Source organism: Corynebacterium sp. UMB9976 (assembly GCF_030212265.1).
In the GTDB taxonomy this organism is placed as follows: Bacteria; Actinomycetota; Actinomycetes; order Mycobacteriales; family Mycobacteriaceae; genus Corynebacterium.
The window spans coordinates 91,187-109,803 of the sequence record NZ_JASODY010000003.1 but is presented as its reverse complement, the minus strand read 5'-3'; the positions used below and the strand labels follow the sequence as shown (position 1 = coordinate 109,803).

Annotated in this window: 16 protein-coding genes; 11 read left to right on the top strand and 5 right to left on the bottom strand. The window is 65.7% G+C overall.

The annotated features are described in order from the left end of the window. Positions 1-420 precede the first annotated feature (420 nt). Positions 421-1,101, top strand: coding sequence for an MOSC domain-containing protein (locus QP140_RS03185; protein WP_070758384.1), 681 nt, complete (start codon positions 421-423; stop codon positions 1,099-1,101). Positions 1,102-1,283: 182 nt separating this feature from the next. Here QP140_RS03185 and QP140_RS03180 read toward each other — a convergent pair whose 3' ends face one another. After that, complete coding sequence (locus tag QP140_RS03180; RefSeq protein ID WP_284758091.1) at positions 1,284-3,521, bottom strand: NADP-dependent isocitrate dehydrogenase; 2,238 nt, start codon at positions 3,519-3,521, stop codon at positions 1,284-1,286. A 232-nt stretch (positions 3,522-3,753) separates the two neighbouring features. Between QP140_RS03180 and QP140_RS03175 the strand changes: the two genes are divergently transcribed. The 10 genes from QP140_RS03175 to QP140_RS03130 all read left to right on the top strand — a co-directional run bounded on the left by QP140_RS03175 (position 3,754) and on the right by QP140_RS03130 (position 15,416). Next, positions 3,754-4,962, top strand: a complete 1,209-nt coding sequence (locus QP140_RS03175) for an MFS transporter (protein ID WP_336620620.1) — start codon at positions 3,754-3,756, stop codon at positions 4,960-4,962. 54 nt (positions 4,963-5,016) lie between these two features. Further along, positions 5,017-6,051 carry an exodeoxyribonuclease III gene (locus QP140_RS03170; RefSeq protein WP_148813224.1) on the top strand — a complete coding sequence of 345 codons (1,035 nt, stop codon included), beginning with the start codon at positions 5,017-5,019 and terminating at the stop codon, positions 6,049-6,051. Between the two features lie 17 nt (positions 6,052-6,068). Further along, a complete protein-coding gene (locus QP140_RS03165) occupies positions 6,069-6,950 on the top strand; it encodes a trimeric intracellular cation channel family protein (protein WP_284758088.1) in 882 nt (293 codons plus the stop codon). 11 nt (positions 6,951-6,961) lie between these two features. Then, positions 6,962-8,014, top strand: a complete 1,053-nt coding sequence (trpS, locus tag QP140_RS03160) for a tryptophan--tRNA ligase (RefSeq protein ID WP_148813228.1) — start codon at positions 6,962-6,964, stop codon at positions 8,012-8,014. Between the two features lie 147 nt (positions 8,015-8,161). After that, on the top strand, positions 8,162-9,247 hold the full coding sequence (gene yhjD / locus QP140_RS03155; protein WP_284758085.1) for an inner membrane protein YhjD: 1,086 nt from the start codon (positions 8,162-8,164) through the stop codon (positions 9,245-9,247). Positions 9,248-9,339: 92 nt separating this feature from the next. Beyond that, a complete protein-coding gene (locus QP140_RS03150; RefSeq protein WP_284758083.1) occupies positions 9,340-10,707 on the top strand; it encodes an adenosine deaminase in 1,368 nt (455 codons plus the stop codon). 208 nt (positions 10,708-10,915) lie between these two features. Next, positions 10,916-11,890, top strand: coding sequence for a substrate-binding domain-containing protein (locus tag QP140_RS03145; RefSeq protein ID WP_284758158.1), 975 nt, complete (start codon positions 10,916-10,918; stop codon positions 11,888-11,890). Then, positions 11,891-13,039 (top strand): ABC transporter permease, encoded by a 1,149-nt coding sequence (locus QP140_RS03140; protein WP_284758081.1) that lies wholly within the window; start codon positions 11,891-11,893, stop codon positions 13,037-13,039. Between the two features lie 155 nt (positions 13,040-13,194). After that, positions 13,195-13,938 carry an ATP-binding cassette domain-containing protein gene (locus QP140_RS03135; protein ID WP_284758156.1) on the top strand — a complete coding sequence of 248 codons (744 nt, stop codon included), beginning with the start codon at positions 13,195-13,197 and terminating at the stop codon, positions 13,936-13,938. A 155-nt stretch (positions 13,939-14,093) separates the two neighbouring features. Further along, on the top strand, positions 14,094-15,416 hold the full coding sequence (locus QP140_RS03130) for a hypothetical protein (RefSeq protein WP_284758080.1): 1,323 nt from the start codon (positions 14,094-14,096) through the stop codon (positions 15,414-15,416). Positions 15,417-15,597: 181 nt separating this feature from the next. Here QP140_RS03130 and QP140_RS03125 read toward each other — a convergent pair whose 3' ends face one another. The 4 genes from QP140_RS03125 to QP140_RS03110 all read right to left on the bottom strand — a co-directional run bounded on the left by QP140_RS03125 (position 15,598) and on the right by QP140_RS03110 (position 18,589). Then, a complete protein-coding gene (locus QP140_RS03125; protein WP_284758079.1) occupies positions 15,598-16,878 on the bottom strand; it encodes a hypothetical protein in 1,281 nt (426 codons plus the stop codon). A gap of 11 nt (positions 16,879-16,889) precedes the next feature. After that, the gene (locus QP140_RS03120; RefSeq protein WP_187441111.1) at positions 16,890-17,066 is read right to left on the bottom strand and encodes a hypothetical protein; all 177 of its coding nucleotides are present in this window, start codon (positions 17,064-17,066) and stop codon (positions 16,890-16,892) included. Positions 17,067-17,147: 81 nt separating this feature from the next. Further along, the gene (locus QP140_RS03115) at positions 17,148-18,245 is read right to left on the bottom strand and encodes a C40 family peptidase (protein ID WP_284758077.1); all 1,098 of its coding nucleotides are present in this window, start codon (positions 18,243-18,245) and stop codon (positions 17,148-17,150) included. Further along, positions 18,245-18,589, bottom strand: coding sequence for a hypothetical protein (locus tag QP140_RS03110; RefSeq protein ID WP_284758075.1), 345 nt, complete (start codon positions 18,587-18,589; stop codon positions 18,245-18,247). Before QP140_RS03110 ends, QP140_RS03115 begins: the two co-directional genes overlap by 1 nt. Between the last annotated feature and the right edge of the window lie 28 nt (positions 18,590-18,617).

Sequence of the window (18,617 nt, the reverse complement as noted above, 5' to 3'; positions counted from 1 at the left end):
CGCTGTGTGGTGACTCACTTTATAGTCCCCGCTGAAAAAAGTAAACCGCTCTGTCTATTTTCGGGGTCTTTATGCGTTAACGGTGCAGGTCAAGAGCGTTTAAAAATTTATACCACTTAGTCTACTTTTGGGTCTTTTGGGGGCTGTTGCTCGGTGGTCCTGGGGTCGTATTGGCGGTTTTTAAGTACCGCTCGGTATGGGTTCATGCGGTGGGTGGCAGCAGCGCACGAAGCGCTGTTTTGCACCGCATCGGATGGGAGGTAGGAGGTCTGGGCTTCAACACTTTTGGCGGAAAAATTGCGGGTCGCACCTGCAAACGCAGTTGAGTCACTAGGGTGGGGTGGTGCACGGGATAAAGAAAGAATCCCAGCGCAACGAGCAAAAAATCGGGCCCACAAGGCGCCAGAAAGGACCTGCACCATGGCGAATACAGACGCTGCATTCCTGATTGACGCAGAGCCGAGCGTGCTCCAGGTGGCAGTTGGTCGCCCACAACCCAACCCCGCCGGAACCTACGAGCACACCGGCATCGAAAAGCTGCCGCAGTCGCACATCGACGTGCTCGCGCCGGGCCCGAACTACGGCGACGGCAGCGGCGTCGTTGGGGATACGATCGGCGACGATAAGCACCACGGTGGGGCAGATAAGGCCGTCTACGCCTTCGCCCGCGAGGAGCTGGACTTCTGGGAAGGGGAGCTCGGCCGTGAGCTCGTCTACGGCAGCTTCGGGGAGAACATCACCACCGCTGGGGTGAAGTGGTCGGAGGTCTACATCGGCCAGCGCGTGTCCATGGGTAGCGCTGAGCTCGAGGTAAGCGTGCCGCGCACCCCGTGCGCGACCTTCGCCGCCTGGCTCGATGAGAAGGGCTGGGTCAAGCGCTTCGCACAGCATGGCGACTGCGGCGCCTACTTCCGCGTGATTACCGCCGGGCGCATCCGCCCGCTGGACGAGATTCGCTTCGGACCGGTGCCGGAGCATGGTGTCACGATGGGGGAGGCCTTCGCCGCCAAGCTGGGCGATAAGGAAGCCGCCCGCAAGGTTTTCGACGCCGGGGTGCTTCCCGGGCACCACCATGAGCAGCTGGGCCGTCTGCTGAACTGAGACATGAGCAGCGGGGCCGCCCGCTGAACGGCGACCGGGCCGGGGCAGGGGGAGCTCCCGGCTGGCGGAAAAGAAAAACTGGGCCTAGCGGCGCTATCTCTAGCGCGCGAGGCCCAGTCGGCTATATACCTCCGCTGACCCCCTGGGGGCGGGCCTGATGCAGGCCCAGCAGGGGAGGTGTACTAGCCCTCCAGGGAGTTATCCGCTGCAGCGAGATCGTCGATGATCTTGTTGAATGCAGCGACCGGACGCATCACAGCGTTCGCCTTCTCCTCGTCCAGGTGGTAGTGGCCACCCAGCTCCACGGACTTGCCCTGGATGTCGTTGAGCTCCTTGATGACCTCGTCCTCGGCAGCCTCCAGCGAGTCGGCGACCGGGGCGAAGAGCTTGGCCAGGTCGGCGTCGTCCTTCTGATCGGCAAGCGCACGAGCCCAGAACATCGCCAGGTAGAAGTGGGAACCGCGGTTGTCGAGGGTCTTGACCTCGCGCTGAGGGGACTTGCCCTCCTCCAGGATCCGCTCGGTAGCAACGTCCAGCGCGTCGCCCAGCACCGGGGTGCGTGGGTTGTTGTCGGTGTCCGCCAGCTTGCGCAGGGACTCAGCCAGCGCCAGGAACTCGCCCAGGGAGTCCCAACGCAGGTGGTTCTCCTCGGTCAGCTGCTCGACGTGCTTCGGCGCGGAACCGCCAGCACCGGTCTCGAAGAGGCCGCCACCCGCGATCAGCGGAACGATGGAGAGCATCTTCGCGGAGGTGCCCAGCTCCAGGATCGGGAACAGGTCGGTCAGGTAGTCACGCAGCACGTTACCGGTGACGGAGATGGTGTTCTTGCCCTCGCGGATGCGGTCCACGGAGAGCTGGCAGGCCTCGACCGGGGAGAGGATGCGGATATCCAGGCCCTCGGTGTCGTGGTCCTTCAGGTACTTCTCGACCTGGGTTGCCATGTTGCGGTCGTGGGCGCGCTCCGGGTCCAGCCAGAAGACGGCCGGGTCGCCGGTCTTGCGGGCGCGCTCGACGGCCAGCTTCACCCAATCCTGAACCGGGATGTCCTTGGCCTGGCAGGCGCGCCACAGGTCGCCCTCGGAGACCTCGTGCTCCATGAGCACGTCGCCGGCCTTGTTGAGGACCTGGACCTTGCCGTCCGCCTCGATCTTGAAGGTCTTGTCGTGGGAGCCGTACTCCTCAGCCTTCTGCGCCATCAGGCCGACGTTCGGGACGGTGCCCATCGTGGTCGGGTCGAATGCGCCGTTCTTGCGGCAGTCGTCGATGACGACCTGGTAGACGCCTGCGTAGGAGGAGTCCGGCAGCACGGCCAGGGTGTCCTGACGGGCGTCGTCCTTGTTCCACATCTTGCCGGAGTCACGGATCATGGCCGGCATGGAGGCGTCGACGATGACGTCGGACGGGACGTGCAGGTTGGTGATGCCGCGGTGGGAGTTGACCATCGCCAGATCCGGGCCGTCTTCCAGGCCCTTGTCGAATGCGGTGCGGATCTCCTCGCCGTTGTCCAGCTCGGACAGGCCGTCGAGGATGGCAGCCAGGCCGTCCTCACCGTCGAGGCCGGCGGCCAGCAGCTCCTCGCCGTACTGCTCGTAGACGTCGGAGAAGTAGGCGCGCACTGCGTGGCCGAAGATGACCGGGTCGGAGACCTTCATCATCGTTGCCTTCAGGTGCACGGAGAACAGCACGCCCTCAGCCTTCGCGCGGGCGACCTGGGCGCGCAGGAACTCGTCGAGCGCTGCCGCGCGCAGGACGGTGGAGTCCACGATCTCGTTCTTCTGTACCGGCAGGGAGTCGCGCAGCACAGTGGTCTCGCCGTTGGCCTTCACCAGCTGGATGCGCAGGTCATCCTCTTCCGGCATGATGACGGACTGCTCGTTGTGGCGGAAGTCGTTGGCCTCCATGGTCGCCACGTTGGTCTTGGACTCGGCGGTCCACTCACCCATGGTATGCGGGTGGGTGCGCACGTAGTTCTTCACGGCCTTCGGCGCGCGGCGGTCGGAGTTACCCTCGCGCAGCACCGGGTTCACGGCGGAGCCCATGACGGAGCTGTACCGGGCGTAGGCGTCCTTCTCCTCCTCGGTGTTGACCTCGAGAGGGAAGTCCGGCAGGTCGTAGCCGGCCTTCTGCAGCTCGCCGATGGCTGCGCGCATCTGCGGGACGGATGCGGAGATGTTCGGCAGCTTGAGGATATTGGCCTCAGGGGACTGGGTCAGCTCGCCGAGCTCCTTGAGAGCGTCGTTGACCTGCTGCTCCTTCGGGAGCTTATCGTTGAAAGCGGCCAGGATACGACCTGCCAGCGAGATGTCACGCGTTTCCACGTCCACGCCGCAAGTCGATGCAAAAGCTTCCACGATCGGCTTCAGCGAATACGTGGCCAGAAGTGGGGCCTCGTCGGTACGGGTGTAAATGATCTTGGCCATAAGGCGGTATCTCCCTGCTTTCACATCGTTTTCGGTGAACCGTTAAAAGTCACTCGATTTTTATCGTGCTACCCAGCTTACGTGAAGTAGAAAAATCGTGAATCATACGGGTACTGTCGCAACTTCGCTTGCGAAAGGCGAAAAAAGTTATTAAAAATATTGATTCTTTTTCGTTACTTCGTATTCATCCGGCCCAGCCAAAGAATTTCAGGAAGCGTGCCCCGTGCCAACCATGCCGAATCGCCGCCCCGTGCCAACACAAACCACCATGGGCAGCCGCAGGAGAATCATCACCATGCTGGCCATCGCGCTCGGTGGCTTCGGCATCGGTACCACCGAGTTCGTGGCGATGGGGCTGCTGAACCTCATCGCCGAGGATTTCCAGATCTCGGAGGCCACGGCCGGGCACGTCATCTCCGCCTACGCCCTCGGCGTGGTGGTGGGTGCCCCGCTCATCACCACGCTGACCAGCACCGTGCCGCGCCGTCGCCTGGCACTGGTGCTCATGATCGCCTTCACGATCGGTAACGGGCTGACCGTGCTGGCCAGCAGCTATAACATGCTGCTGATCAGCCGCTTCATCGCCGGCCTGCCACACGGTGCCTACTTTTCCGTCACCGCGCTCATCGCCGCCTCGATGGCCCCGCCGGGGCAGCGCGGCAAGGCGGTGGCCTTCTCCGGGCTGGGACTCTCGGTGGCCACCGTCGCAGGTGTGCCCGCCGCGCAGTGGCTGGGCACCCACTTCGGATGGAACTTCGCCTTCCTGCTCGTCGCAGTGATCGGCCTGGTGACCTTCGTGGCGCTGTATATCTCGCTGCCGCACATGACCCTCATGCCGAAGAGCAACCCGATCACCGAGCTCGGCGCTCTGATCAACCCCCAGGTACTGCTCACCCTGGCGATCGGCACGGTCGGCTTCGGCGGCATGTTTGCGGTCTATACCTATATCTCCTGGACGCTGACCGAGCGTGCAGGCTTCAGCGAAACCCTCATCTGGATTCCCTTGATGGTCTACGGCATCGGCATGGTTTTCGGAACCTGGTTCGGCGGCGTGCTGGCTGACCGGAACCTGGAGTACACCATCGCCGGCAGCCTCATCTGCCTCATCGTGGTGCTGGGCGCGTTCTACTTCACCTCCACCAACGCCATCGCAGGCATCGCCAACTTCGGCCTCATCGGATTCCTGGGCTCCTGCCTGGTCCCGAGCCTGCAGACCCGGCTGATGGACGTCGCCCGGGACGCCCAGAACCTCGCCGCGGCCCTCAACCACTCCGCGCTGAACATGGCCAACGCCGCTGGTGCTGCGATCGGTGGCGCGGTCATTGGCGCTGGCTTCGGCTATGCCGCCCCAGCTCTCGCGGGTGCGGCCCTGGCTGCCACCGGTGCGGTGGTCTGGCTGCTGGCCTTCCTGCTACGACGTCGCCAGCTCGCCACCGCCTAGCCCGCGGCTTACGCGGCTGCTGGTATGTCCGGGCCACGGCCTATATTGGTGGGCATGGGTTTTACTGTCGCTACGGTTAACGTCAACGGAATCAGGGCGGCCGCGAAGGTGCGCCACGAGAACAACCAGGGCATCCTCCCGTGGTTGGCCGCCCACCCGGCTGATGTGGTGCTGATGCAGGAGGTCCGCGCCGACGAGGCGCAGACCGCCAAGGCCATCGCCCCCGCCCTGGAGGACGGCTGGCATCTCGCCCAGGCGCCAGCCGCGGCCAAGGGGCGGGCCGGGGTGGCGATCCTGTCGCGCCTTCCACTGCGGGACGTGCAGATCGGCTTCGGCCACGAGGCCAACCCGGAACACCCGGGCGCGGTGGAGGCCGCCCGCGAGTTCGACGACTCTGGCCGCTACATCGAGGCCACCGTGGACGCCGAGGTCGGGGGCACAACCCAGCCGATCACCGTGGCCTCCCTCTACCTGCCCAGTGGTGCCAGCGGCACCGAGAAGCAGGACGAGAAGTTCCGCTTCCTGGATGCCTTCGCGCCCTTCATGCACCAGCGTGCCGCGGCCGCCGAGGCCGGCGGGCAGCAGATGCTCATCGGCGGTGACTGGAATATCTGCCACCGCCGCGCGGACCTGAAGAACTGGAAGCCCAACCGCAACAAGTCCGGCTTCCTGCCCGCCGAGCGCGCCTTCCTTGACCACGTGCTCGGCACCTACCCGGACGGTGCAACCCAGGTGGGCGATGCGGAGGACTCCGGCCGGGTCGGTAACCCCGCCGGGGCGGCCGAGGACTTCTTCGGTGCCGTGGACTACCAGCCCGGCGAGCTCGCGCAGGCCCGCATCGCGGCAGGCGCCGCCACCCAGCCAGGCTGGCACGACGCCGTGCGCCACCTCCACCCCGAGGAGGACGGCCCGTACTCCTGGTGGAGCTACCGCGGCAAGGCCTTCGACACGAACGCGGGCTGGCGTATCGACCTGCACGCCGTCACCGGTGGACTGCTGGAGCACGCCGCCGCTGCCCGGGTGGACAAGGCGCCCACCTACGACCAGCGCTGGTCCGACCACAGCCCCGTGATCCTCGAGTTCCGCTAAACCCACCGGGAGACGGCATGTTCCTGATCGTCCTCTTCGTCATCGGCATCACCGCCGAAGGCGCGACCGGCGCCCTGGCCGCCGGCCGCGAGCGCATGGACCTCTTCGGCGTGGCCATCATCGCGTGCGTGACCGCCATCGGCGGCGGCTCTGTCCGCGACGTGCTGCTGGGGAACTACCCGCTGGTGTGGGTAGAAAACCCGATCTACCTGGTCTTCGTGCTCGTCGCCGCGTTCATCACCGTGGCCATCCCCGTGATGATGACTTACTTCCACTGGGTCTTCCTCATCCTCGACGCCGTGGGGCTCTCTGTGTTCACGGTGCTCGGCACCCAGATCGCCCTGGGCGCCGGGCACGGGGCGCTCATCGCGATCGTCGCGGCGGTGCTCACCGGCGTGTTTGGCGGCGTGCTCCGCGACATCATGAGTAACCGCGTCCCCCTGGTCTTCCAGGGCGACCTCTACGCCTCCGTCGCGGTCTCCGGATCCATCCTCTACCTGGCGCTCAACGCCGCCGGGGTGAACGACAACGTCAACGCGATCATCGTCCTCGCGTTCACCTTCGGCCTGCGGCTGTGCGCCATCTTCTTCCACTGGTCACTGCCCGTCTTCGAGTACCAAGAGCGCGAGTTCACCCGCGACCGGGAGCACAGCCTGTCCAACCGCCTGCTGAACAAGGCCCGGGAGCTGCGCCCCGCAGGCCCCCGCCAGCTGCGCATCACCGAGGGTATCGCCGGGCTGCGGCACCGCCACCACGGCGAAGACCCGGGGGCAACCGCCACGGGAGAGGGCCCACGCGCCGGGGGACAAGCGGCGACCGAGACGGACGTCGACAAAGAATGTGGCTGCGAATGCCACGGACAGGGGGACGGCGACACGCAGCCGAAACCCGGTGAGTAGCATTAGAAGACATGACAAGCAGCGAAAACCCACAGCACAGCGATAACGGCGCGAAGAAGCAGCGCGTCGTCTCCGGACTCCAGCCCACCAGCGACTCCTATCACCTGGGCAATTACCTCGGCGCGGTCAAGCAGTTCATTACCCTGCAGGATGACTACGACGCCTTCTACTTCATCCCGGATCAGCACGCCATCACCGTGCCGGGATATAGCCCGAAGGACCTGCGCAACCGCACCCTCGCCGGTGCCGCGCAGCTGCTCGCGCTCGGCATCGACCCGGAGCGCTCCACCCTTTTCGTGCAGTCGCACGTCCCAGAGCACAGCCAGCTCGCGTGGGTGCTGATGTGCATCACCGGTGACGGCGAGGCTCGCCGCATGACCCAGTTCAAGGACAAGGCCAGCAAGCAGGGCAACGAGAACACCACCTCCGGGCTCTACGCCTACCCAATGCTCATGGCCGCGGACATCCTGCTCTACCGCCCGCACCTCGTGCCAGTGGGCGAGGACCAGCGCCAGCACCTGGAGCTGACCCGCAACCTCGCGGAGCGCTTCAACTCCCGCTATAAGAAGACCTTCGTGGTGCCGGAGGGCATGATCCCGCAGGGCGCGGCGAAGATTTACGACCTGCAGAATCCGACCGCCAAGATGAGCAAGTCCACCGACAACCCGCGTGGCCTGGTGAACCTGCTGGACGACCCGAAGGTCTCCGCCAAGCGCATCCGCAGCGCGGTGACGGATAACGACAATGAGATCCGCTACGACGTCGAGAACAAGCCGGGCGTGTCGAACCTCCTGGTCATCCAGTCTGCCCTCGGTGACAAGAGCATCGACGAGCTCGTCGCCCAGTATCAGGAAGCGGGCTCCGGCTACGGTGACCTGAAGAAGGACACCGCCGAGGTGCTCGAGGCCTTCTGCTCGCCGCTGCGCGAGAAGTACAACGAGTACATGGACGACCGCGCCGAACTGGAGCGCGTCCTGGCCAAGGGCGCGGAGCGTGCCCGCGAGATCGCTGCGAAGACGGTGGAGCAGGTCTACGACCGCGTCGGTTTCCTGCCAAAGCCCTAAACCGGCACACCGCGAATCTTAAAACGACATAATGAGGTACGTGCCCAGGTCGGCCAACTGCGGTCCGGCGCGTGCCACGAAAAGATCCGACCCCGGATCGACAACCCGAAGCCCCGAAAGCCTGCCCAAGGAAGGATGGACGCGCTGATGGCGAAAACATCAACGACGCCCGACTATGACAAGCTCGACGCCTACGGCGTGGAGCGCAGCCGCAAAGACGACGAAGGGGCGCTGGTCAAGCTCCGCGACAAGTGGCCGTGGTTCGACCACATCATGCGGATGAACGAGCGCTACGGCGAGCAGGGTGGCAACCAGTTCGCCGCGGGGATTACCTACTTCTCCGTCCTGTCTATCTTCCCGCTGACCATGCTCGTGCTGGCGACGGTCGCGATCATCCTGGCGAATAACCAGGAACTGTTGGACAAGGTCATGGACCAGGTGACGTCCATGGGCAGCGGCGAGATGGGTGACACCCTGGGCACCATCGTCGAGGGAGCAATCGATCAGCGTAAGTCCGTGTTCTCCATCGGTCTTCTGCTGGCCCTGTGGTCCGGCCTGAGCTGGATGAATCACCTGCGCATCGGTGCTTCCGAGATGTGGAAGGTCGATAACAGCCCGGAGAATTTCATCAAGGGCAAGCTCTCCGACCTGCTGGGCCTGTTGGGGCTGATCCTGGCCCTGGTCGTGGCCTTCGCCGTCACCACCATCGGTAACTCGGGACTGACGGTCAAGCTGCTTGGCCTGGTGGGGCTGGACGAGGTCCCGGGCATCCGATTCATTACCTTCCTCGTGGCCCTGGTCGTCGCGCTGCTGGCCAACCTGCTGGTGTTCTTCTGGCTGATGGTCTACCTGCCGCGCGCGAAGGTGCCGCGCAAGTCCGCCTTCAAGGCAGCCATCATCGGTGCAGTCGCGTTCGAGATCTTCAAGCAGTTCGCCACGATGTTCTTCTCCAACGCGCTGAGCAACCCAGCGGGCGCGGCGTTCGGCCCGATCATCGGTGTGATGGTGCTGTTCTACTTCATCTGGCGCATCACCCTGTACTGCTCCGCATGGGCAGCCACCACGCCGGAGTCCCTGGCCATGATGACCCCACCGGTGCCACCGGCCGCAGTGATCCGCGTACGCCAGGAGGTTCGCACCGGCTCCACCGACGCCGGCCGCGCCGGGCTGGTGGGTGTCGGAGCCGCCGTGGGTGTGGTCCTGGGTGGGGCCATCCGCTCGATCTTCAAATAAGCCGCCGGTTTCCTCACCGAGCTTCACATGGCGGGGTGGTTAGACCTCCCGCCCACCACCATGGGGCACAGCTGCCGAGTAAGCTGTGCCCCATGATTGATTCGGACGTCATTGCATCCCTGCCCAAGGTCGAACTCCACGACCACCTGGACGGCGGCCTCCGGCCAGCCACGATCGTGGAGCTGGCCGCCGAGATCGGCTACGAGCTGCCCACCACGGACCCCGAGGAGCTGGAGAAGTGGTTCTACGACGCTGCGAACTCGGGCGACCTGCCGACGTACCTGACCACCTTCGACCACACCACCGCCGTCATGCAGACGAAGGAGGCGCTGGTTCGGGTGACCCGCGAGGCCGTCGAGGACTTGGCCGCGGACAACGTGGTCTACGCCGAGCTGCGCTACGCCCCCGAACAGCACCAGGCCAACGGGCTGAGCCTGCAGGAGGTCGTGGAGGCCACCGTGCAGGGCGCGAAGGAGGGCGAGCGCGCCGCCGCCGCGAAGGACAAGCGCATCCACGCCCGCCTGATCCTGTGCGCCATGCGTCATGCCGACCGCGCCACCGAGATCGCGCAGCTGACCGTGGATAACTACCCGATCTCCAGCCCGGGCGAGGGCTACGTGGTCGGCTTCGACATTGCAGGCGCAGAGGACGGCTTCCCGGCCGCCAACCACGCCGAGGCTTTCCAGCTGCTGCGCGAGAACCTCGTTCCCTTCACCATCCACGCCGGCGAGGCCGCGGGCGTGGAGTCCATCAAGGACGCCCTGGTTCAGGGCACCCTCCGCCTCGGCCACGGCGTGCGCATCTACGAGGACTTGAACGCCACCCTCTCCGGCATCGAGCTGGGGCCGGTAGCCCGCCACGTGCGCGACCGGGGCATCCCGCTGGAGATCTGCCCGACCTCCAACACCCAGACCGGTGTTGCCGAAGAAATCGCCGATCACCCCTTCAACCTGCTCTACGAGCTGGGTTTCGTGTGCACCGTACACACCGATAACCGCCTGGTCTCCGGCACGACGATGACCCAGGAGTTCGAGCGCCTCGCGGAGGTCTTCGACCTGGAGTACTGGCAGATGCTGGAGCTGACCACCAACGCGCTGGACCACGCCTTCTGCGATGCCCCGCTGCGCGCCGAGCTGGAGCAGACCGTGATCTACCCGGCCTACGCGAAGCTGGGGGAGGAGCTGGGCTTAAGCACCGTTGGCGGCGCGGCTGCCGGTCACGAGCACGATCACGGCGGCCACGACCACGAGCACATCGGCGGGCCAGGCCAGGGCATCTCCGCGGGCCTGCAGGGCCTGCACAGCCCCAACGGCGCGGCCGGGGCGCTTGGGGAGGACGCCAACCTGGAGCTGTCCATGGAGAACCTCAAGGCGGAGCTGGAGCAGCTCGGCCTGAGCCTCGACGACGAGCCCGGTAGCGACGAGGGCTCCACGGACGAGGGCTCCGCGGAGAAGGAGTAACCACGACACCCCGCCGCCTGCGCCCACGCGCGTGGTGCCGCGGGGCGGGGCGTATCGGCGCGGTATCGATGCAGTACAGCGCGTCTTGAAGGATTCAGAAGGCCCGCTCGCGGTTTGACTTAGGCCTCTGACCTGCGAAAAATCGGGAATCGTGCAGAAAAATAATCCCCGAATCAACACCGCGTTCAAGCGAGCCCTCGCGGTGCTCATGGCGCTGTCGATGGGCACGGTTGCGGCCTGCTCCGCCACCGGCGGTCGCCCGCGCGAGAACGCGAACGGCGAGGGCGGCGCGGCCGGTGGCGTCGATACGCCCCGCTACACCGTCGCGATGATCAGCCACGGCGCGCCCGGCGATACCTTCTGGGACCTGGTCCGCCGCGGCGCGGAGGACGCCGCGAAGAAGAACAACATCGAGCTGCGCTACGCCAGCTCCCCGCAGGCGCCCGACCAGGCCAACCTCGTGCGCAACGCCATCGACTCCCAGGTCGACGGCATCGCGCTGACCATGCCCACCGCCGAGGCGCTGGGTCCCATCGCCCGCCGCGCCACCGAACAGGGGATCCCCACCGTCGGGCTGAACTCCGGCATGGGCCACTACGAGCGCTACGGGGTGTCCGCCTTCTTCGGCCAGGACGAGCACGTCGCGGGTGAAGCCGCGGGTGAGCGGCTGGCCCAGGACGGCGCGAAGAAGGTGCTCTGCGTGATCCACGAGCAGGGCAATCCCTCCCAGGAGGCCCGCTGCGGTGGCGCTAAGAAGGCCCTCCAGGCCAAGGGAGGCGGCACGCTGGAGACCCTCTACGTCAACGGCATGGATATGACCAGCGTGACCTCCACGGTCCAGGCCAAGCTCGCCCAGGACCGAAACATTGACTGGGTTCTCAACCTCGTCGCCCCAGTGGCCCTGGCCTCCGTCAACTCCGCCCGCGCCGCTGGCTCCGATGCCAAGATCGTCACCTTCGACACCGACGCCGAGCTCGTCACCGCCATCAAGGACGGCACGGTGCAGTGGGCCGTGGACCAGCAGCCCTACCTGCAGGGCTACCTTGCGGTCGACGCGCTCTGGCTCGCCAAGCGCAACGGTGCAATTCCAGGTGGTGGCCAGCCCGTGTTCACCGGCCCGGCCTTCGTGGACGCCAGCAACGTGGACAAGATCGAAGACGCCGCGAAGGAGGGGCTGCGCTAAATGTCTGACCCCACACCCGAGCACGCCACCGGCCCGGCAACGGCGGAGAAGAATGCCCAGGCGGCGCCGAACCTGACGTCGTCCCCGGACACAGAAGCCACCGCGGACACCGCAGCCGACGGCGCAGCGGAACAGAACGCAGACAAGGGCGGCGAGAACGCCGTCCTCGCGGCTTTCAAGCGCCCCGAGCTGACCTCCCTGGTCGGCGCGATCCTCATCTTCGCGCTGTTCATGATCCTCGCCCCGGCCTTCCGCAGCGCGGACGCCTTCGCCACCGTGCTGTACTCCAGCTCCACGCTGGGCATCATCGCGCTCGGCGTGGGGCTGCTGATGATCGGCGACGAATTCGACCTTTCCTCCGGCGTGGCCGTGACCACCGCCGCGCTCGCCGCCACGATGCTGAACTACAACCTGTGGCTGAACTCGTGGACGGGCGTGTTCCTTTCCCTGATCATTTCGCTGTCCATCGGCGCGATCAACGGCTACCTGGTCACCAAGACCGGCATTCACTCCTTCCTGATCACCCTGGCGATGTTCCTCATGCTGCAGGGCATCAACCTCGCCGTGACGAAGCTGGTCACCGGGCAGGTCGCCACCCCAACGATCTCCGACATGGAGGGCTACAATTCCGCCAAGGCGTTCTTCGCCTCCAGCTTCGAGGTCTTCGGTGTGGACGTGCAGATCACCGTGGTGTGGTGGCTACTGTTCGTGGCACTGGCCAGCTGGTTGCTGTTCAAGACCCGCTTCGGTAACTGGATTTTCGCCGTCGGTGGGGACGCCGACGCCGCCCGCGCCGTGGGTGTTCCCGTGCGGCGCGTGAAGATCACCCTGTTCATGTTCGTGGCCTTCTCGGCGTGGTTCGTGGGGATGCACAACCTCTTCGCCTTCGACTCGATCCAGGCCGGGCAGGGCGTGGGTAACGAGTTCCTGTACATCATCGCCGCCGTGATCGGTGGCTGCTCGCTGACGGGTGGCCGCGGCACGGCGATCGGCACGGCCATTGGTGCGCTGATTTTCGGCATGACCAACCAGGGCATCGTGTATGCCGGTTGGAACCCGGACTGGTTCAAGTTCTTCCTGGGCGCGATGCTGCTGCTGGCCGTGCTGACCAATAATTCCTTCTCTCGGGTGCAGGGAGGTGCCAAGTGACTCGCGGAAACAAGCGGAAGGACGCGGCGACGGTGACGTCGACCGGGACGGGCGCGGCAGGCGACGTCGTCGCCGATAAGGGCGCCGTTGTTGACGGCGCTGCTGATAAGGACGCCGCCGGCGCCGAGGACGGTGCCACCCCGCCGATCATCGAGATGCGCGGCCTGGAAAAGGCCTATGGCGAGCGGCTGGTTCTCAAGGGTATCGACATGGAGATCCGCCCCGGCACCGTGACCTGCGTGCTGGGAGATAACGGCGCTGGCAAGTCCACGCTGATTAAGGCGCTTTCTGGGCTGCACCAGCCCACCGGCGGCGAGATGCTGATCGACGGGGAGCCAGCGAGGCTGCGCAACCCGAAGGACGCCCTCGACCGGGGGATCGCCACCGTGTATCAGGATCTCGCGGTGGTGGGGCAGATGTCCGTGTGGCGGAACTTCTTCCTGGGCCAGGAGATCACCGGCGCGCTGGGGCGGCTGAAGGCCGACGAGATGCGCAAGATTACCGCCGAGCAGCTGGAGAAGATGGGCGTGAACCTCCCGGATGTGGAGGTGCCGATCAGCACGCTGTCCGGTGGCCAGCGGCAAGTCGTGGCGATTGCACGGGCGATCTACTTCGGCGCGCGCGTGCTGATCCTGGACGAGCCCACCGCGGCGCTGGGTGTGAAGCAATCCGGCATGGTGCTGCGCTTCGTGAAGAGGGCCCGGGAATCCGGGGTGGCAGTCATCTTCATCACCCACAACCCGCACCACGCCTACCTGGTGGGGGATCGCTTCATGATGCTGAACATGGGCGAGCAGGTGATGAACGCTGACCTGGCGGACGTGACGCTGGAGGAGCTCACGGTGGAGATGTCCGGCGGCGGGGAGCTGGACGCGCTGAGCCACGAGCTGCGCAGCTAGCCGCGGGGGCTGGCTGCGGGGGGATCCCAGAGTGGGGGCTGGGCCGATTCTTAAGGGGGGCGATTGAATGCGCTCGACCGGGGCTTTAAGGTGTAGCCGAGAATTAAAAAATATGAGCTAAGTCCCATATTTTTTCATCGAGTTGAGGATTCACTATGACGAACCCGGAGTCGAACGGGCAGCAGAGCAACACGCCTGAGGAGGGCGGGCAGCCCGCATCCCAGGGCGGTACCGCGCAGCCACAGCAGCCGCCGCAGAACTGGCGGGGCCAGCCCCAGCAGGGTTATGGCCAGCCCCAGCAGGCGCAGCAGGGGAATTGGCAGGGCCAGCAGGCACCACAGAACTGGCAGACACCACCCCAGGGCAATTGGCAAGCACAGCCCCAGCAGGGCTACGTCCAACCTCAGCAGAGCAACTGGCAAGGCCAGCAGTACGGTGCTCAGCCACAGCAGGGAGCGTGGCAGGGTCAGCCACAACAGGGCAACTGGCAGGCCCAGCAGCCAGGTAATTCTGGCCCCGGAACCGGGGAGAAGATCAGCGCCGCCGTGGGGCAGCGTGCCTTCGCAGCGGCAACGAGCCTGCAGAGCAAGACCCTCCCGCGCCTGATGGGCGGCATCCTCGGGGTGCTCGCCGTGCTTCAGCTGATCGCGGGGCTGCTCGCGTGGTACCGGATGAGCGCCACGGCTTCCTTCATGGGGATCACGGCAGGTGGGGACGTGAAGATCAACGGCTTCGGCTCCCTAAAGGTCGCCGCAGAGATTCCGTTCGAGGGCAAGCACACCGAACGCGAATTTCTCTGGCAGGCGTTCCTCGTGGAGGCCATCGTCCTGGCCCTCGTGGTGGCCGCGGCGGTGTTGGTCTTCCGGAACCTCAAGTTCAAGATAGCGGGTATCTTGGCCGCTGCCTCGGGTGGACTGGGAGTGCTTTATGCGATCATCTTCTCTTCGCAGCTGCGGGAGCTGATCAGCTCCGATGCGGAGGACTTCCTGGACATGGTGAACTTGAGCGAGCAGGGGAAGGGCTTTGGTTTCTACCTCAGCGTTCTCATCAGCCTCCTCACCATCGCAGTGGGCGTGTGGCTGATCGTGAAGAAGCCAGCAGAGATCGACGCGCAGCGCAATAAGTTCCTTGGTGATGTGGCGAACCGCTCTAGCAAGCAGGCCAATGCTGCCCAGCAGCCTGTGCAGCAGCAGGGGAACTGGCAGGGTCAGCAGTACGGTGGCCAGCCACAGCAGGGCAATTGGCAGGCCCAGCCGCAGCAGTACGGTGGCCAGCCACAGCAGGGGAACTGGCAGGGCCAGCCACAGGGCTATGGTCAGCCTCAGCAGTACGGCGGTCAGCCGCAGCAGGGCCCGGGCCAGCAGTACGGTGGTCCGGCGCAGAATCCGTCCTCCAATGAGCAGGGCGCCCCAGCCGACGGCAACCAGCCCGGAGCGCCCGGCGACCAGGCCAGTGGCGGAGACGCCTCGCAGGACTAGCGGATTCCCTGGGGCTCACTGAGCCCTGACCCGGTACGCACGGCTGGTGCTGCTGGCGCGGGGCGGGGCTCAGCACAATGCCTGGGCTACGGGCCTAGAAGAACATCAAAGGGCGCCTCCCGAAAGATCATCCTTTCGGGAGGCGCCCTTTTCAGCTTCCTTAGGCAGCTAGCGGCTCACGCTAGAACTTGCTGAAGCGCTTGATGAGGTCATCCTCCAGCTGCTTCCAGCCGCGCACCTCCTCGTCGAAGGGTGCGGTCGGGGTGGTGCCCGACGGCGAGCCCGTGACGTAGGCGATGTAGGTCTGCAGGCGCGGGAAGCCGACCAGAACCTTGTTCACGGCGTCGTCGCCCGCCCAGTCGGCGGCGTCGGCCAGCAGCTCATAAGCGCGGCTTAGCTGCTTCGGATCCACCGCGTCCACGGACTTGGCGATGTCCTCGCGCAGTCCGGTGAAGGTGTACTGGTTCAGGTCGTGAACCGTGACCTCCAACTCGCCGGCATTCGCGGCCTGGACGATGTCGCCCCAGGTCTCCATCTCCTCGAGGTCGTGCTGCGGGGCGTCGATGAGCCAGCGCACCAGGGAGCGAGGGTTGGGGAAAGTGTTGATCTGGCCGTGGCGGCCCAGGAACACCGGCTTGCCACCCACGTAGCAGCGCAGGGTGTAGACCCGCTGGCCGTTCAGGGAGATGCGGATCGGGTCAATGCCGGCCTGCGCCCATACCGTCTTGTCGTACGGGTCGGCGTTCTCGTCGGCGGTGCTGCCAGCAGCGGCCTTCTCCGCGGCGGCGTCCTCCCGCTTCTTCGCGGCGGCGGCGCTGGCATCGGCCGCAGCCTTGTCTACTGCGTCGATGCGCTTCTGGGACTCCGCGACGGCCGTCTCGTCCACCTTGACCTCGGTGAGGCCGTCCTCGAGGTCGTCGAGCATCTCCGCCCACGCGCCGAGCACGATGCGGCCCATTGCGGTCCATTCTTCGACGCCGTTCTGGCCGGAGTAGTGGTCCGCGCCGCGGTAGATGTTCTGCAGCATGGAGTAGGAGCCGAACCACTTGTTGATCGATTCGATGCCAGCGACACCGCCGATGGACTGCAGCAGGCGGTATGCGCGGCTGACGTCCCGGACGTTCTCGTAGCTTGCCCGGCCGGCCAGCTGGTTCGGGGTCTCGATCAGGGAGATCTCTTGGATCTTCTGCGCCGACATCTGGGTGTCGGCGTCCGCCTTGAACTCCTGCCACTTCGGGTGTTCGGCGAGCACGTGATCGTTGCTGCCGACAACGTGGGCGTGGAGTTCGGCGGGGGAGGAGAACACGGAGATCGTGTCGTCCTTACCCAGGAATGCCTGCCACTTTTCGCCCCTGACGACCCACAGTGGGGCCCAGACGGTGTACCAGGTGCCGCTGGTGGTCTCCATCTTCAGCGTGACGAGCTGGTTTGGTTTAAACGTTGTCGGTTTGGAAGCTGCCATGATTGCGGATTCTACCCGGCCGGATCCGAACTCATAGCCTCGACATTGCGAAGCCGGGCGTCGAGCACCTTCGGCACCACCGCAGGGGGAGCGCCGAGGAACTGCGCTTGAAGATATTCCTGCTCCTCGGGCTGCGTGACGATCCGCGCCAAGCCCGGAACGCTCCGGGAAGAATGAGCCCCACCCATGTTGTGAAATCCCCCTTTGATAAACCGGTCCAGTGCGAACTGGCTCGGTGAACCTTTTCAGTGCCCACAGACTAACCCCGGCTAGCCGGTGGGGCGGTAGAAACCGTGGAAACCCATGCCGATGTTCTCTGTGCGGATCGGGCTGATACCCACCGGGTCGCCCGCTTCGATCAGCTGGCCGTCTTCGATGACCATCGCCACGTGACCATCCCACACCGCTAGATCCCCGGGCTGCACCTGGTCCATCGGGATCTGCGGGCCCACCGCCTGCTGATCGGCCAGGCGGGGAAGCTCCACCCCGGCCTGTCCGTAGGCCCACTGGACGAAGCCGGAGCAGTCGAAGCCCTGGCCTGGTGTGGTGCCACCCCACACGTACGGGGTGCCCAGCTGCGTCTTCGCCGCGGCCACGGCCTTGGCAGCCGCCTCGGTCGGGGCACCCGCCACAGCATCGCCGGAATCCGCGGCGTCACCGGAATTCGCAGCCGCCCCACCGGGAGCCGACCCGGATCCCGTGGCCCCACCCGGGTTCGCCGCTGCGGGAGGCTGTCCGCTCGCCCCTTCGGACGGCGCGGGTGCTTCCGGGATCGCCTCCGCCGGCACCACGGTGGCCGTCGCCTCCTCCGCCAGCCCCAGCAACTCCTGGCCTAGCGCCTGCACGCGGGCCTCCGCCCGGCCCAGGTGCTTGCAAGCGATGGCCTGCGCCTCCGCCAGCGCCACTGGTGCGGTCGGGCCGAGCAGCTGCACCGGATTCACCGCGCCACCGATCTCCGCCAGAGCTTCCATCGCGATTGCCCCGACATCCTCGATCGCCGCCAGGATGGCCTGCTGCCCGCGCCCGGCGACCGCGTCCAGCCCCTGGCGGACTTCCTCAATGAGGTCCACCGCATCCGAACCTTGCGCGAACTTGGCGGCCATCGCCCCACCGGCCTCGCCGAGCACAGCCGACCCGACTGTCTGGATGACCTCCCCGGCTAGTCCGCTGACCCCGGAACCCAGCAGCGCGGACACTCCAGGCTGCAGCGGCTGTGGGATGAGGGCCGCGATGGGCTCCACGAGCCCCAGAAAATCCGGAACACAGCCACCCCCGCCGAGCACCGAGCCAGCCATCTCCCCAAGAACGGAGCCGGCCACTTCTTCGATTACGGAGCCTCCAGCTGGTGCCAATACCGGTGCACTCATCACTGAACACCTCCCTCGAGGGCAGCAAAGCCAGCCTGGGCTGTCTGCTCATGCTCGTCCACGCGGCCCCGGAACTCATCCAGCGCACCAGCAGCGCCCTGGTAGAACCTCGCCAACTCCCCGGTGGCCCCGTGATGCCGAGCCCGGGCCTGCTGCAGTGCGGCCAGGAAGCTCCCCAACTCCGGCAGGAATGGCAGCTCCACGTGTGGCGTATGCGGCGGGGCTGTCGCAGCCAGCTGCTCCGCCACTGCCCGCGCCTCCTGCGCCGCTGATTGAATCCGCTCCTGCTCGGCGATCACCTGACCGCCACTGTGTCCCCCAATACCGTTCGTCAAAGGCACCATTGTTCCCCCTGAATCTTCCCTGAATCGT